At 65.8% G+C, this 14,309-nt stretch carries 15 protein-coding genes; 11 read left to right on the forward strand and 4 right to left on the reverse strand.

The window, feature by feature from the left end; genetic code table 11:
* Positions 1-3: 3 nt before the first annotated feature.
* The 7 genes from AC3A4M_RS09295 (at position 4) to AC3A4M_RS09325 (ending at position 8,020) form a co-directional block, all read left to right on the forward strand.
* The gene (locus tag AC3A4M_RS09295) at positions 4-1,164 is read left to right on the forward strand and encodes a PEP/pyruvate-binding domain-containing protein (RefSeq protein WP_498735460.1); all 1,161 of its coding nucleotides are present in this window, start codon (positions 4-6) and stop codon (positions 1,162-1,164) included.
* Between the two features lie 55 nt (positions 1,165-1,219).
* The gene (locus AC3A4M_RS09300) at positions 1,220-3,091 is read left to right on the forward strand and encodes a PEP-utilizing enzyme (protein WP_498735462.1); all 1,872 of its coding nucleotides are present in this window, start codon (positions 1,220-1,222) and stop codon (positions 3,089-3,091) included.
* A 92-nt stretch (positions 3,092-3,183) separates the two neighbouring features.
* Entirely contained in the window at positions 3,184-3,996 is an 813-nt protein-coding gene (locus AC3A4M_RS09305) for an SDR family NAD(P)-dependent oxidoreductase (protein ID WP_498735464.1), read from the forward strand.
* 49 nt (positions 3,997-4,045) lie between these two features.
* The gene (locus tag AC3A4M_RS09310; RefSeq protein ID WP_498735466.1) at positions 4,046-4,366 is read left to right on the forward strand and encodes a 2Fe-2S iron-sulfur cluster-binding protein; all 321 of its coding nucleotides are present in this window, start codon (positions 4,046-4,048) and stop codon (positions 4,364-4,366) included.
* 2 nt (positions 4,367-4,368) lie between these two features.
* Positions 4,369-5,691: an NAD(P)/FAD-dependent oxidoreductase gene (locus tag AC3A4M_RS09315; RefSeq protein WP_498735468.1), complete on the forward strand. Its 1,323-nt coding sequence runs from the start codon at positions 4,369-4,371 to the stop codon at positions 5,689-5,691.
* An 8-nt stretch (positions 5,692-5,699) separates the two neighbouring features.
* A complete protein-coding gene (locus AC3A4M_RS09320) occupies positions 5,700-6,473 on the forward strand; it encodes an HD domain-containing protein (RefSeq protein ID WP_498735470.1) in 774 nt (257 codons plus the stop codon).
* Positions 6,470-8,020 carry an aldehyde dehydrogenase family protein gene (locus AC3A4M_RS09325; RefSeq protein WP_498735472.1) on the forward strand — a complete coding sequence of 517 codons (1,551 nt, stop codon included), beginning with the start codon at positions 6,470-6,472 and terminating at the stop codon, positions 8,018-8,020. Before AC3A4M_RS09320 ends, AC3A4M_RS09325 begins: the two co-directional genes overlap by 4 nt.
* Positions 8,021-8,110: 90 nt before the next feature.
* Here AC3A4M_RS09325 and AC3A4M_RS09330 read toward each other — a convergent pair whose 3' ends face one another.
* Both AC3A4M_RS09330 and AC3A4M_RS09335 read right to left on the reverse strand, forming a co-directional pair.
* The gene (locus tag AC3A4M_RS09330; protein ID WP_498735473.1) at positions 8,111-9,454 is read right to left on the reverse strand and encodes an MFS transporter; all 1,344 of its coding nucleotides are present in this window, start codon (positions 9,452-9,454) and stop codon (positions 8,111-8,113) included.
* Between the two features lie 62 nt (positions 9,455-9,516).
* Positions 9,517-10,542: an MBL fold metallo-hydrolase gene (locus tag AC3A4M_RS09335; protein WP_498735475.1), complete on the reverse strand. Its 1,026-nt coding sequence runs from the start codon at positions 10,540-10,542 to the stop codon at positions 9,517-9,519.
* Positions 10,543-10,642: 100 nt separating this feature from the next.
* Here AC3A4M_RS09335 and AC3A4M_RS09340 point away from each other — a divergent pair, with 100 nt between their 5' ends.
* Genes AC3A4M_RS09340 through AC3A4M_RS09355 form a run of 4 tightly spaced genes read left to right on the forward strand, consistent with a single transcriptional unit; the run spans position 10,643 to position 12,447 of the window.
* Entirely contained in the window at positions 10,643-11,566 is a 924-nt protein-coding gene (locus AC3A4M_RS09340; RefSeq protein ID WP_498735477.1) for a LysR family transcriptional regulator, read from the forward strand.
* Between the two features lie 29 nt (positions 11,567-11,595).
* Positions 11,596-11,841 carry a type II toxin-antitoxin system Phd/YefM family antitoxin gene (locus tag AC3A4M_RS09345; protein ID WP_498735479.1) on the forward strand — a complete coding sequence of 82 codons (246 nt, stop codon included), beginning with the start codon at positions 11,596-11,598 and terminating at the stop codon, positions 11,839-11,841.
* On the forward strand, positions 11,838-12,092 hold the full coding sequence (locus AC3A4M_RS09350) for a Txe/YoeB family addiction module toxin (RefSeq protein ID WP_498735481.1): 255 nt from the start codon (positions 11,838-11,840) through the stop codon (positions 12,090-12,092). Before AC3A4M_RS09345 ends, AC3A4M_RS09350 begins: the two co-directional genes overlap by 4 nt.
* 46 nt (positions 12,093-12,138) lie before the next feature.
* Positions 12,139-12,447, forward strand: a complete 309-nt coding sequence (locus AC3A4M_RS09355; RefSeq protein ID WP_498735483.1) for a hypothetical protein — start codon at positions 12,139-12,141, stop codon at positions 12,445-12,447.
* Between the two features lie 28 nt (positions 12,448-12,475).
* On the opposite strand, the gene AC3A4M_RS09360 is transcribed toward AC3A4M_RS09355, so the two are convergent.
* Together AC3A4M_RS09360 and AC3A4M_RS09365 are read right to left on the reverse strand one after the other, a co-directional pair.
* Complete coding sequence (locus AC3A4M_RS09360; protein ID WP_498735484.1) at positions 12,476-13,372, reverse strand: alpha/beta hydrolase; 897 nt, start codon at positions 13,370-13,372, stop codon at positions 12,476-12,478.
* A 45-nt stretch (positions 13,373-13,417) separates the two neighbouring features.
* Positions 13,418-14,275: a TspO-related membrane protein gene (locus tag AC3A4M_RS09365; protein WP_498735486.1), complete on the reverse strand. Its 858-nt coding sequence runs from the start codon at positions 14,273-14,275 to the stop codon at positions 13,418-13,420.
* Between the last annotated feature and the right edge of the window lie 34 nt (positions 14,276-14,309).

Here is a 14,309-nt window from a genome sequence, read left to right on the forward strand (position 1 = left end):
CACATGGAAAGCAACGAGTACATCCAGTTTTTCGATGGCGGCCTCGAACCGAATCTCGAAACGCTCGGCGGCAAGGGCGCATCCCTGGTCACCATGACCGCCGCCGGCATGCCGGTGCCGCCCGGATTCGTGGTCACTACGGCCGAGTTCGATGCGTTTATGGCCGAAGCCGGCATCACGCGGCAGATCAACGAACTCCTGGCGGGGCTCGATCCCGAAGACGTTGCCCAAGTGGACAAGGTCTCTGCGGCTATCCGGGCGGACATCTGTTCCCGGCCGGTTCCGGAGGCCATCCGGGCGGTGACCATCCAGGCGTACGACTCCCTGATGTCCCGGTTCGAAACACCGGTCCCGGTGGCCGTGCGCTCCAGCGCCACGGCCGAGGACCTGCCGGACGCCTCGTTTGCCGGCCAGCAGGATACCTATCTGTGGCTGGAGGGCGTCAAGGCCGTTACCGAGCACATCCGCCAGTGCTGGGCCTCGCTCTACACGTCGCGCGCCATCATCTACCGGCTGAAGAACAACATTCCCGACGAGGGACTGTCCATGGCCGTGGTGGTGCAGAAAATGGTCAACTCCAAGGTCTCCGGCGTTGCCATCACTATGGACCCGACCAATGGTGACCGCTCCAAGATCACCATCGACTCTTCCTACGGTGTCGGCGAGATGGTGGTCTCGGGCCAGGTCACTCCGGACAACATCGTGCTGGACAAGGTGACGCTCGCGCTGGTGTCTGAACACTTGGGCGACAAGCACGCCGAACTCGTTCCGGACACCGCAGCACGCGCCCTGGTGGAACGGGAGGTCGACACCGAGCGCCGCGGCCGCCGCAGCCTGAGCGATGAGGAAGTCAAGGCGGTCGCACAGATGGCCAAGCGGGCCGAGAAGCACTACAAATGCCCGCAGGACGTCGAGTGGGCACTGGATGCGGACCTGCCCGACGGCGAGAATCTGCTGCTCCTGCAGTCCCGCCCCGAAACCGTGCATTCTTCCAAGCCGACGGTTCCCGCTGCAGCCAGCACTAGCGGATACGCCGCAGCCTTCGGCGCCACCGGCGCTGCTGCTTCCACCACCGGCTCCACCTCTACCGGCTCTACGCCCGCCGCCAGCAGCGGCTTCAGCCTCGGCAGCATCACCGCCTCGCTGCTCAAACCCTCGGTGTGAAACCACCGTTACCGACCCACAGGCTCACCGCCGAGCCACCATCGAAAGGTCCGTCATGTCCATGAAGTCTTTCCCGAAGCCGTCCGAACTGCCGGTGCCCGCTGGCGCCGAAGGATGGGAGCAGATCTACCCGTACTATCTGGTCTTCCAGGACAAGCTCAAGGAGCAGGAAGACTCGAAGTTCTGGTTCTGCGACAGCCAGCACTGGCCCACCGTCTACAAGCCGTTCGAAACCATCGGCGGGGAGTTCGCGGTAAAGTGCCTGGGCCAGTACAACGCCCGGCACCTGATGATCCCCAACGCCAACGGCATCGAGTTCCGCGTGCACCTGGGCTACCTGTACATGTCCCCGATCCCGGTCCCCGAGGACCAGATCGCGGCGCGGGTTCCGCATTTCGAGCAGCGCGTGGGCCACTACTTCCAGAACTGGGAGGAGCTGCTCAAGCAGTGGCACATCAAGGTCCGCGGCACCATCGACGAGATGGAGACGCTGTCCTTCAACAAGCTGCCGGACATGGTTCCGATGGATGACATCACCACCGGCAAAGCGATGGACGGCTCCGAAGTGCTGCTGGAGAACTACGACCGGCTGATCCAGCTGGCTTACCAGAACTGGCAGTACCACTTCGAGTTCCTGAACCTGGGCTACATTGCCTACTTGGACTTCTTCAACTTCTGTAAGGAAGTGTTCCCGAACATTCCGGACCAGTCCATCGCGACCATGGTCCAGGGCGTGGACATGGAGCTGTTCCGCCCGGACGATGAGCTCAAGAAGCTCGCCAAACTGGCCGTGGAGCTTCGCCTGGAGTCCGCCTTCGGCAATACGGACGACGTCGATGCCACCTTGAGTGCCATTGCTGCGGCACCGGGCGGGGAGCGTTGGATTGCCCAGTACGAGGGCGCCAAGGATCCGTGGTTCAACTTCACTGTGGGCAACGGTTTCTACGGACACGACAAGTACTGGTATGAGCACCAGGAGATCCCCCTGGGCTACATTGCCGATTACATCCGCCGGCTCGGCGAGGGCCAGAACATCATGCGCCCCACCGAGGAGCTCATCGTGGAGAAGGAACGCATCGTCGAGGAGTACCGGGACCTGCTCGAAGGTGAAACCCAGGCCCTGTTCGACGCCAAGCGCCAGCTCGCCGCCACGGCGTACCCGTACGTGGAAAACCACAACTTCTACATCGAGCACTGGACCATGGGCGTCTTCTGGCGCAAGATCCGGGAACTGTCCCGGATGATGCACGCCGAGGGCTTTTGGGCCGAACCCGATGACCTGCTCTACCTGACCCGCAACGAGGTCCGCGACGCGCTCTTCGACCTGGTCACTGGCTGGGGTGTGGGCGCCGAACCGATCGGCCCCACCTATTGGCCGGAGGAGATCGAACGCCGCCGCGGCATTGTCGATGCGCTCAAGACCGCCCGTCCGCAGCCGGCGCTGAACACGCCGCCGGAATCCATCACCGAACCGTTCACCCGGATGCTCTGGGGCATCACCACCGAGCAGGTCCAGCAGTGGCTGGGTGCGGGCGAGGAAGTCGAGGGCGGGGGACTGCGCGGCATGGCGGCCTCACCCGGCGTCGTCGAGGGCGTTGCCCGCGTCGTGACGGACGCGGACCAGCTTTCGGGGGTCCAGCAGGGCGAGATCCTGGTGGCGACCGTGACCGCGCCGTCCTGGGGCCCGATCTTCGGCAAGATCAAGGCCACCGTGACCGACATCGGCGGCATGATGAGCCACGCCGCTATTGTCTGCCGCGAGTACGGGCTGCCGGCGGTCACCGGCACGGGCAGCGGCTCCACCACCATCAAGACCGGGCAGCTGCTGCGGGTCGACGGCACCAAGGGCACCGTGCAGATCCTGGATGCCGAGGAGCTTACCCCCGTAGTGACCGGCCCCGGCGCGCACAGCCACAGCCACGCCTGAGCACCTCCCCCTCAGGTGATCCCAGTGCCGGGCCGGGCGCGCTGTCCTTCCCAAGGCCCCGGTCCGGCACAACCCAACGCAAAGGTTTGAAGATGACGCAGCAACCCACCGACGCCAACGACGCCGCTGCTGCCCGCGGCGTGGAGCGTACGGGCACTGATATGGCCCAGCGGACCGTGCTGATCACCGGTGCCGCCGGGGGCCTCGGCCGGGCTTTCGCCCTCGGCTTTGCCAGCCGCGGCTACCGGGTGGCCGTCGCGGATGTGAACCTGGAAGGCGCCGAAGAGACGGCCAAGCTGGTCCGCGAAGGCGGCGCCGACGCGGCGGCCTACCAGGCCGACGTGACCGATCGCGCGTCCACCGAGTCGCTCGCCGCCCAGGTGGCGGAATTCGGGAACGGACGCATCGACGTCGTACTCAATAACGCGGCCATCTACGCCACGGTGACCCGCACGCCCTTCGAGGACATCGACCCGGACGAATGGGACCTGGTCATGAATGTGAACCTCAAGGGCCCGTGGCTGGTGACCCGCGCGGCGAGCCCTTACCTGGCCGACGGCGGGCGCGTCATCAATCTCTCCAGCGCCACCATTTTCTCCGGCTCCGAGCAGTGGCTGCACTACGTCGCTTCCAAGGGCGGAGTGGTTGCGCTGACCCGGGTGCTGGCCAAGGAGCTGGGCCGGCGCGGCATCACCGTCAACGCGATCGCTCCCGGCTTCACGCTCACCGAATCCAGCTACTCGCTGATGGAGGACGCCGAAAGCTACGGCGTGGACCGCGGGGCGCTCAAGCGGGCCAGCCAGCCCGAAGACATCGTCGGGGCCGCGCTGTTCCTCGCCGGTCCGGACAGCTCGTACATCACCGGCCAAACCATGGTGGTCGACGGCGGCCGCCAGTTCATCTAAAAGCTTCCACCCAACTTCCAACAGTAGATTTCCACCCCAAGGAGGAGCCATGCCAACGGTTTATTTCACCGACACGGAAGGCACCACACGCGAGATCACCGGCAACCCCGGGGACTCGGTCATGGAGACGGCCGTGCGCAACGGCGTCCCCGGCATCGTCGCCGAATGCGGCGGCTCGCTGTCCTGCGCCACCTGCCACGTCTTTGTCCGCGAGGACGAGCTGGCCGAGCTGCCGCCCATGGAGGACATGGAGGACGAAATGCTTTACGGCACGGCCGTGGACCGCGAGGACAACTCACGCCTGTCCTGCCAGCTGAAGCTGTGCGACGGCCAGGACATCCACGTCACCACACCGGAAACACAGGTCTGATCATGAACACCGGAACCGCTGACGCGGCAACCAAGACCAACGACGGCGCCGCCGCGGCACCGAAGGCGCCAGCCCGGACCGGGCTGCTGATCATCGGCGCCAGCCAATCCGGCGTGCAGCTGGCCGTCTCGCTGCGGGCCCTGGGCTTCGACGAGCACATCACGCTGCTCGGCGACGAGGACCACCGGCCCTATCAGCGCCCCGCCCTGTCCAAGGAGTTCCTGCAGGGCACCGTGGAGAGCGAATCGCTGATCTTCCGCTCCAACGAGTACTGGGACGAGCACAACATCATCCTCGTCAAGGGCGAGTGCATCACCCGGATCGATAAGAACGACGACGGCTCCGGCACCGCGCATGCCGCCTCCGGAGCCGAATTCGGCTTCAAGCGCCTGGCCCTGACCGTCGGCGCCCGGGCGCGGAAGCTCGACCTGCCCGGGGCGGACCTGGACGGCGTGGTCTACCTGCGCAACGCGGACGACGCCCTGGCCCTGAAGGCACAGCTGGACAGCGTCCGCGAAGCGGTGGTGGTCGGCGGCGGCTTCATCGGTCTGGAAGCGGCTTCCAGCCTGCACAAAATGGGCAAGGCCGTCACGGTACTCGAGTACGGCCCGCGCCTGATCGGCCGCGCCGTGGGCGAAGACACCAGCGACTACTTCCTCCAGGCCCACCGCGGCCGCGGCATCGACATCCGGCTCGATGCCAGGATGAAGCGTCTGACCGCAGCCGACGACGGAAGCCGTGTGGCCGGCGTCGAACTTGAGGACGGCACGGTGATCCCCGCGCAGCTGGTGCTGGTCGGAATCGGCGTGGTCCCCAACACCGAACTGGCCGAGCAGCTGGGCTTGGAAGTGGACAACGGCATTGTGGTGGACTCGCACGCCTTGGCCTCCGACGGCACCACCGTGGCGGTGGGCGATGTGGCGAACATGCCCAACCCGCTGCCCGGTTCGCCGGAAGGCGAGCGCATCCGGTTGGAAAGCGTGAACAATGCGATCGAGCACGCCAAGGTAGCCGCCTATTCGCTGATGGGCCGGCGCGAGGACTACGCGGGCATCCCGTGGTTCTGGTCCAACCAGGTGGACCTGAAACTGCAGATCGCCGGACTGACCCTCGGCTACGACCAGACCGTGGTCCGGCGCGACGAGGAACGCGGCAAATTCTCCGTGCTCTACTACCGCGGCGGCCGGATCATTGCCGCGGACTGCGTCAACGCACCGCTGGACTTCATGTCGGTCAAGAACGCCCTGGCCAAGGGACAGAACATACCCGCGGACGCGGCGGCGGATACCGCCGTCGTGCTGAAGACCATCATCACGGACGGCTAAGGAGCCCCATGAGAACCCCCGACACGCAGAGTCCGCAGACCAACAGCGACGCGGCCAGCACCGCCTGGCCGGCAGCGGATCCGGCTGCGCATGCGGAAGATCCCCGCGCCGCCGCCTTTGCCGCCGCGCACCCGGTGCGCCCCGTCCCGGCCACCGGCACCCTGGATACCTCGCCCATCGCCGGCACCCCGGCGGCCGAAGACCTGGACCGGCTCTGGAAGGCCGTGGTGGAGGAAACCCGCAGCCGCGGCAACGACATCCACCTGCCCATCTCGCTGGCCTACGCCGAACGGCTCTGCCGGGCCTACCCGGAGGCCGACGCCGAGCTGGTCCGCGTGGCGATCGTGCTGCATGACACCGGCTGGGCGCACGTGGACGAATCGCGCATCCTCTCCGAGGGCTTCACGGGCGACTGGCGGAAGGCTGCCATCCGCTTCGAGCACGAGGCCGAAGGCTGCAAAGTGGCCCGCCGGGTGCTGCCCGGACTGGGCTACTCCGGCGGCTTCATTGCGCGTGTCTGCGAAATCATCGACGGGCACGACACCCGCCATGTGGCCTTTTCGCTGGAGGATGCCCTGGTCCGCGACGCCGACCGGTTGTGGCGCTTCGACCACGCCGGCATTGCGCTGGCCTCGTCCTGGTTCGGCATGACGCCGGCTGTCTACACGGACCGTCTGGCCGCGGAGATCATCCCCGAACTCATCACCGAAGCCGCCTACGCGATGGGCACGGCCGACCTTGCCCGGTCCAACGCACTGCTCAAGACTGGAGTGATCCGATGACTTCCGCTGCCCACAGCGCAACTGCCACCGCGGCAACCGGGCAAGCTCCGGCGTCGTTCTCCGGCCCTGCCGTGGACGCCCGCGCCGCGCTCACCCTGCCCTACACCCACGTGGACGATGTCTTCATCGACGGCGCCTGGGTCCCCGCCCGCGGCACCGGCCGCAACTCCGTCACGGATCCGGCCACGGGCCAGGTCTGGGGCTCGGTTCCGGACGGAACCCCAGAGGATATCGACGCCGCCGTCGGCGCGGCGCGCAAGGCGTACGACGGCGGGTGGTCCCGGCTGGCTCCATCGGAGCGGGCTGCCTACCTGCTACGCATCGCCGACGAAGTGGACACGCGGGCGGAGGAGCTGTCGCTGACCAACACCCGCGAGAACGGTTCCCCGATCTCAGAGTCCTCGGGGGCCGCGGCCAACGCGGCGAGCATCTTCCGCTACTTCGCCACGCTCGCGGAGTACCTGGAGCGCGATGACGTCCGGCCGTTTCCGCGCGGCGGCGGCGAGTCCGTGGTGCGCCGGGATCCGGTGGGCGTGTGCGCGCTGATCGCCCCGTGGAACTTCCCGATCAACCTGATGGTGATCAAGCTGGCGCCGGCGCTGCTGGCCGGCTGCACCGTGGTGATGAAACCTGCCTCGCCTACTCCGCTGTCCTTCCGGCTGATTGTCGACGCCGTGGCCGCCGCCGGTGTGCCCGCCGGCGTGGTCAACCTGGTCACCGGTTCCGGCCGGCTGGGCGACACCCTGGTTCGGCACCCGGGCGTGGACAAGGTGGCCTTCACCGGTTCCACGCCGGTGGGCCGGAAGATCGCCGCGGCCTGCGGTGAACTGCTGCGGCCGGTAACGCTGGAACTGGGTGGCAAGTCCAGCGCCATTGTGCTGCCGGATGCTGACCTGGATGCCATGTCCAGCGGTCTGGTGCGCTCCTGCATGCGCAACACCGGCCAGACCTGCTACATCTCCACCCGGATCCTGGCCCCCGCGGGACGTTACGACGAGGTGGTGGACATGGTGACCGCCACCATCGCCGCCGGAGTGCAGGGAGACCCGCTGGATCCCGCCACCGTCTTCGGGCCGGCAGCCACCGAATCCCAGTACCGGACGGTGCTGGAATACGTGGACGCAGGCCGGGCCGAAGGCGCCCGGGCGACCACCGGCGGCCGCGCAGCGCAGCTTGGCGGCGGACTCGAAGGAGGCTTCTTCGTGGAACCCACGGTCTTCGCCGATGTCACACCGTCCATGCGGATCTCGCGCGAGGAGATATTCGGTCCAGTGATCTCTGTCCTCAAGTACGCGGACGTGGACGAGGCCGTCGCCTTAGCAAACAACACCGATTTCGGCCTGGGTGGCCTGGTGTTCGGCACGGATCAGGACGCTGCCCTCGCCGTCGCTGACCGGATGGACACCGGCTCCGTGGGCATCAACTTCTTTGCCTCCAACCACTCCGCGCCGTTTGGCGGGCGGCACGATTCGGGTCTCGGCACGGAATACGGCATCGAGGGGCTCAACGCCTACCTCAGCTACAAGTCCATCCACCGCCGGCCGTAACCTGCGACTGCCTTACGTGTCGAACGGAAAATGCCCGGATGGAGTTTCCATCCGGGCATTTTCCTCTTCAGTTGTTTGGTGTGTTCCGTGTCAGTCGAGGTTGACCTTGGTGCCTTCCGGCGTCGCGCGGACGGCAATGGTACCGGCGAGGATGACGGCGATCCAGAATGCTCCGACCAGCCAGATACTGCCGTTGCCCGCGATCATCAGGCCGGTGGCGATCATCGGGGTGAAGCCGGCACCAAGCACCGAGGCACCCTGGTAGGACAGCGAGGCCCCGGTGTAGCGCATACGGGTGGGGAACTGCTCCGCGATGTAGGCGCCGATGGGGCCGAAGAGGGCGCCCTGCACAATGCCGTTGCCGACCACGATGGCGACGGCGAAGCCCCACAGCGTGCCGTTGTTCAGCAGCATCAGCAGCGGGTAGGCCAGCACGATGCCGGTGATGCCCGCGACGGTGAGGACCTTGCGGCGGCCGATGCGGTCGCTGAGCCGGGCGGTGTAGAAGCACATGATCAGGGTGAGGACGGCGCCCGCCGCTTTCCAGTTGAGGACACCGGAGCGGTCCACCCCATTGCCGACGGCGATGGAAACGCCCCACACGGTCAGGATGCCCTGGCAGGCGTAGAAGCTCATGGTGGCGATCAAGGCAACAACCACGGCACGCGGATGGTTGCGCAGCACGTCGAAGAGCGGCATGCGCTTCTTCTCGCCGGCTTCCTGCAGCTTCTGGAACATGGGCGTTTCAGCAACCTTGAGCCGGATGATCATGCCGACGGCGATCAGTACGGCACTGAGCAGGAACGGAATGCGCCAGCCCCACTGCAGAAACGCATCGCCGGTCAGGGCGGACGTCAGCGACACCACCAGGGTGGCGAGTACTGCACCGGCGGGGCCGCCGGCGGTGGCGAAGGAAGTGGCCAGGCCGCGTTTCTTCTGCGGTGCAGACTCCAGCGCCATCAAGGCAGCGCCGCCCCATTCGCCGCCCACGGCAATGCCCTGGATGACGCGCAGGGTCACCAGCAGCACCGGGGCAAGGATTCCGATCACGGCGGTGGTAGGCAGCAGGCCGATGAGGACTGTCGAGGCGCCCATCAGCAGCATGGACAGCACGAGCATTTTCTTGCGCCCGATTTTGTCGCCGAAGTGGCCGAAGACGATGCCGCCGAGCGGACGCGCCAGGTAGCCTGCGGCCAGCGTCGCGAAGGAGGCAAACAGGCCGAAGGCGGGGCTGAGGTTGGCGAAGAAAACGGTATTGAAAACGATGCTGGCTGCGGTTGCGTACAGAATGAAGTCGTAGTACTCGATGGCGCTGCCGATGAAGCTGGACGCGAGGATCCGGCGCATGTCCTTCGTGTTCAAGGACTCGGAGCCGGACTGGTGCTGCGGTGCGGACGGTGCGGACTGCGTAACGGTCGTCGGTGACTCGGACACAATTCCTCCTGATGATGAGTTCGAGGGATCTTGGGAGGGGTTCATGGATGGAGCGCTAGGATTCAGCGGGACGGGCGGAGTTCGATGTGTTCGAGGTCTGCCGGTACGTGGAAGGTACCGTGGAAGTGTTCCGCGGCCTGCTTCCAGACGGAATCGCCGGCCATGCCGGGAACGAGGTGGTGCAGGGCCAGTTGTTTGGCGCCGGCCTCGCTGGCGACCTTGGCCGCATCACGGACGCTGGTGTGCGACTTGTAGTGGTGGTCCCTGGCCGCGCGGGAGCCTTCGTCCGTCTTGTCCGCGTACAGGGCCTCGACAAAATCGAAGTCGATAGCCTCGTGCAGCAGCAGGTCGGTGTCCTGTGCCAACGTGACCATGTTCTGCGTGTAGGTGGTGTCCCCGGAGAACGTGACCGAGCCCTCCGCCGTGTCGAAGCGGAACCCGAAAGCCGGCGCCACCGGCGGGTGCTCCACCAGGATTGCCGAGACCTTGACGAGGTCGTCTTCGTAGATCACGAACGGATCCATGGCCGGCGTCGGATTCTCATTCGGGTGGTAGCCGATGTCCTGCGGAATCTCGATATCGGTGGCTTCGAACAGCTCAAACGGGGACGGTCGCAGACTGTCGATGATCCTGTCGTTGAGGTCCGTGGCATGTGCGTACATCAGCTGCTCGAACATCTCGCGGGTTCCGGGAGTCGGACAGTGCGGAGCCACCGGGACGGGCTCAACGGTGGCCCGCGGCGAGGTGTACGGCAACATACCGCGGTTTCCGGGTCCGATGATCCTGACCGAATCGGTGCGCCGGTCGAGAAGGTCGTACAGCCCGAAAATGGCAAGGCTGGCCAGATCCACAGTGTGGTCCGAATGCAAGTGGGTGAGGAAGATGCCGCGCAGGTTGGCCAGCTTCAGGCCGGCCTGGCTCAAACGGCGGCCAACACCGTGTCCGCAGTCCACCAGGTAGAAGGAATCCCCGACGACGACGGCGGTGGCGATCCCGGTCCGGTTGTTCTCCTCCGCGGGCGTCCACCACCGGGGGCCGCCGGCCGTGCCGAGGGTAACGATGCGGGGCTTGAGGTTCGACGCGGTCATGAATGCTCCTCGAAATGAAGATCGTTGATTTCTTCAAGTGTGGCTCCGATCACAAAATGTGTATAGTCAATCAATCTGATGGAGTTCATAAGGGGAGTTGATGGCTGAGTTCACCATCCGCCAACTGCAGTACTTCGTTGCCGTACTGGACCACGGTTCCGTCACGGCAGCCGCGAAGGAATCGAATATCTCCCAGGCGGCGGCCTCCATGGCCATCGCCCAGCTGGAGCACGCAGTAGGTGTTGATCTGCTGATCCGGACCCGCGCGAAGAAAGTGGTGGCAACGCCGGCGGGCGTGGAGCTCGCGGCGAGGGCAAGGCACATCCTGAGCATGATCGGCGACATTGAAGGTGCCGTTGCCGGCGGCTTCGACGAAATGCGGGGAGCGTTGCGTGCGGGCTGCAGCCCCACCCTGTCCCCGCGTTTGTTGCCTGGCCTCGTGGAGTATTTCAGCCGGGAGTATCCGGCAGTAGACGTCTCATTCCGTGAGGCCAGCGCTGCCGAACTGCAGCAGGACGTCCTGGAGGGGCGGATCGATCTTGCCCTGATCTACTCGCTGCAGGCGGTCGACGGCGTGGAGCTGGCGGAAATTGCCCGGGTGAAACCGCACCTGATGTTGTCGGCAACGCACCCGCTGGCAAGTCAGGAGTCCATTACTTTCGCCCAGGTGCAGGATGAATGGGCCATCCTTCATGACGTGCCGCCCACCATCGAAAGGGCGACCGGCATGATGCGCGCCGTCGGCGTCGAGCCAAAGCTCCGCTGGCCCAGCACAGACATGGAAACCATCCGCTCCCTTGTTGCCCGCGGACTGGGCTATTCCATGGTCAACACCCGCCCGGTGAACGACACAACGGGGGACGGGCTCAAGGTCGCCTATGTTCCGCTTGCCGACGAGCTGCCGCCTAACGCCGTGGTTGCCGCCCTGCCGCCAGGGACCCGCGTCCCGCGGCGGGTCAAAGAAGCGATCCGTTTCCTTCGGGAGGCTGTAGCATCCGCTCCGTCCGCCGACAGACCTCAGTAGTACAATATCCAGTACCACTAGGAGGATTCATGGCCATAACCGCATCGGAAGCACGCGCGCGGCTGTTTCCCTTGATCGAACAGGTTAACGAGGACCACGTCCCCGTTGAGATTGTGTCCAAAAAGGGCAGCGCTGTGCTCATGTCGCTTGAAGATTACGAGGCCTTGCAGGAGACGGCATACTTGCTGCGAACCCCCGCAAACGCCGCCCGCCTCACTGAAAGCATCGCCCAGCATCGAGCCGGAAAAGCAACGGCCAGGCAGCTCGCCGAGTGAATGTCCTGTTTACCGATATCGGTTCGCAGGATTACCAGTACTGGATCGCAACGGACAGGGCCATCCTGAAGCGCATCAACCGGCTGATTGAGGAATGCCGGCGCACTCCGTTCGGGGGCATTGGCAAGCCGGAAGCGTTGAAGCACCAACTGGCGGGATACTGGTCACGCCGGATCACCGCAGAACACAGGCTGGTCTATGCCATGGAGGATGCCCAGCTGGTGGTCATTGCCGCCCGCCACCATTACTGACGGTATTGGGTCGGATTCGTTCGCGTGGCGCAGATAGAGTTGAGCGATGCCATCCTTCCGAGCCCAGCTCAACATCACTGGCCTGCGCCCCGGACATGTTCCAGAGCACGTGATGGAGGCCGCCGTCGCTGCCATCGGCTCTGCCCACGTGGTGGAAGCGAACCAGCTCGACGTCGTTGCCGGGGTCCCGCGGATCACCGTACGTTTCACGGTGGACCCGAATGCGTACGACGCCGAAAACCGCCAGGCGCTGCAGGCCGCCGCTAACATGCGCCATGCCGTCGAGCAGGTGGCCACCACTGAAAGACTCGCCGTCCTGCGCCGCAGCCGCGGAAAGTGGCAGACGCTGCGCTGACCTCGACCTGCCGCGCCCCAAGCGGAGGCTACCGGAGGTCCGCCACCAGTTGTCCGACAGCCGCCACAAGCTGGTCCAGCCCTGGTTGCTCGATCGGGAAATGCCCCGCGTTCTCCAGCATCACGATCTGCTTGGGCGCCGCGATGTGTTCGAAAAACGCCTCGCTGATCTCCGGCGGCGTCCACCGGTCCTCGGCAGGATGCACCATCAGGACGCGGCCTGAGCTGAAGTCTTCCGGTTCAACATCGGGCTGCCATTCCATGAAGCTGCGCATCCAGCCCAGGGACATCGAGCCACCGCCGCCGTTGGGGTCCCGGAGGACGGCACGCACCAGTCCGGGATCATTGCTGATGTGGCGCATATCGGCAAGCCAGCGGATGGGAACCCGCACGCGGGCAAGGGGCCCGGCCAGGAGCCGGAGCCCAGAGCCGGCTACTTTCCCCAGCACCGGATGCCAGGCCAGGCGTGCCCGGACCCTCTCGTCCCGGGGATCCAGCAAGCACGTCACCACCAGGGCGGCGGCGAGCGAGGTGGCGGCTGCCGCTTCGAAAGCGAGCAGCCCGCCCATGCTGGCTCCCATCAGGACCAGCGGACGGTCATCGGATTCGGCACGCACGAAGTCCTGGGCGAACTGCTGCCAGTGTCCGTACCGGATACCTGCCGGATCGGGTGACCGGGTGAGGCCGTACCCGGGAAGATCCGGAACGCTCACGCAGGTTCCCAATGCTGCCAGATGTTCTGCGAAGGGACGCATGGCGTCGGCGTTGCCGCCGGCACCGTGGAAGAGTACCAACCGCACCGGGGCGTCCGGGGCGCCGATGCGCTCAACATGGACGTCCATGTCACGCCACGGCCACCACGTGCTCTCCATCGCTCCGGCAGGTCCTGCGGGACGTTGGACGAAAGTGCCGTAGTTGCTGGTCATACTGATACCCCTTGGCCGCCGTGGCACGCCGTCGTTGTTTGGATCTCAGATCTCCGGAACGTAGCCGCGGCGAAAGGCCCGGCGCTCCTCGTGCCCCACACGGAAACGGCGCGACGTCCCGCAGACCAGCACAAAGAAGAAACCGAATCCGGCCGCGATGACCACCGGCACGGAGACCGGATCGCCCAGGAGCCGGGATACTGCGATCCAGCCCAGCCCCCAGCACAAGGCCGCTACGGCGGACATCCGGCCGCGGCCAGTCATAGCCACTACCGCTCCGGCGAAGGAGACCATGCCGAGGGTGATGACGGCCCAGACATCGGCGCCCCAGCCGAACAGGTCGATGCCGCGCAGCGTGAGCCAGCTGGCCGCGTTGGCGCCTTCCGCTACCAGAATCCAGCCGGTGTACAGCCCTACCGGAGCATCTGTGAGGAGCCCTTCCACGAGGGACTTTGTCGGATAGCGCGTCAGGAAGTAGACCGCGGCCAGCAGTACGGCCAGCAGCAGGATCATGACGATCAGGCTCAGCCCCACATTCGAGGCCTGCGCGCTCAGGATCCAGCAGGCATTGAGGACGAGCGACGCGGCCACCAGCCAGCCTGCGGCGCGCTGCCGCGGTGTGCGGCGCTGCGTCGGCCACCACTGGAAGATGGTGTAGCCGACCAGCCCCACGTAGATCACCGACCAGATGCTGAACGCGCCCGAAGCGGGGGCCAGCAGGGTGAAGTCCGGGGCAAAGGCGCCCCCGGCCGCGTCCTTGATTGCGGTGCCGCCCAGCAGGCCGGCACCGCGCACCCCGATCAGCAGCGCGAACATCAGGCTGACGCTGACCGCGAGTTGGCGTGCCAGGTCGGTGGCGAGGATGGTCCGGGTCTTGTGGAGGTAGGGTTTTACGGCGTCCATAACGGCTTGGACCGAAGCGGGGTGTTCGCTCCTG

The sequence above is a fragment of the Arthrobacter sp. Soil_C_60 genome, assembly GCF_057656375.1.

What these genes read in the sequence shown, in the direction of transcription:
- AC3A4M_RS09335 (WP_498735475.1), bottom strand. Translation starts at nt 10,542, where the DNA reads ATGACCGCGTCGAACCTCAAGCCCCGCATCGTTACCCTCGGCACGGCC.
- AC3A4M_RS09320 (WP_498735470.1), top strand. Translation starts at nt 5,700, where the DNA reads ATGAGAACCCCCGACACGCAGAGTCCGCAGACCAACAGCGACGCGGCC.
- AC3A4M_RS09345 (WP_498735479.1), top strand. Translation starts at nt 11,596, where the DNA reads ATGGCCATAACCGCATCGGAAGCACGCGCGCGGCTGTTTCCCTTGATC.
- AC3A4M_RS09360 (WP_498735484.1), bottom strand. Translation starts at nt 13,372, where the DNA reads ATGACCAGCAACTACGGCACTTTCGTCCAACGTCCCGCAGGACCTGCC.
- AC3A4M_RS09325 (WP_498735472.1), top strand. Translation starts at nt 6,470, where the DNA reads ATGACTTCCGCTGCCCACAGCGCAACTGCCACCGCGGCAACCGGGCAA.
- AC3A4M_RS09310 (WP_498735466.1), top strand. Translation starts at nt 4,046, where the DNA reads ATGCCAACGGTTTATTTCACCGACACGGAAGGCACCACACGCGAGATC.
- AC3A4M_RS09355 (WP_498735483.1), top strand. Translation starts at nt 12,139, where the DNA reads ATGCCATCCTTCCGAGCCCAGCTCAACATCACTGGCCTGCGCCCCGGA.
- AC3A4M_RS09315 (WP_498735468.1), top strand. Translation starts at nt 4,369, where the DNA reads ATGAACACCGGAACCGCTGACGCGGCAACCAAGACCAACGACGGCGCC.
- AC3A4M_RS09305 (WP_498735464.1), top strand. Translation starts at nt 3,184, where the DNA reads ATGACGCAGCAACCCACCGACGCCAACGACGCCGCTGCTGCCCGCGGC.
- AC3A4M_RS09300 (WP_498735462.1), top strand. Translation starts at nt 1,220, where the DNA reads ATGTCCATGAAGTCTTTCCCGAAGCCGTCCGAACTGCCGGTGCCCGCT.
- AC3A4M_RS09365 (WP_498735486.1), bottom strand. Translation starts at nt 14,275, where the DNA reads ATGGACGCCGTAAAACCCTACCTCCACAAGACCCGGACCATCCTCGCC.
- AC3A4M_RS09295 (WP_498735460.1), top strand. Translation starts at nt 4, where the DNA reads ATGGAAAGCAACGAGTACATCCAGTTTTTCGATGGCGGCCTCGAACCG.
- AC3A4M_RS09340 (WP_498735477.1), top strand. Translation starts at nt 10,643, where the DNA reads ATGGCTGAGTTCACCATCCGCCAACTGCAGTACTTCGTTGCCGTACTG.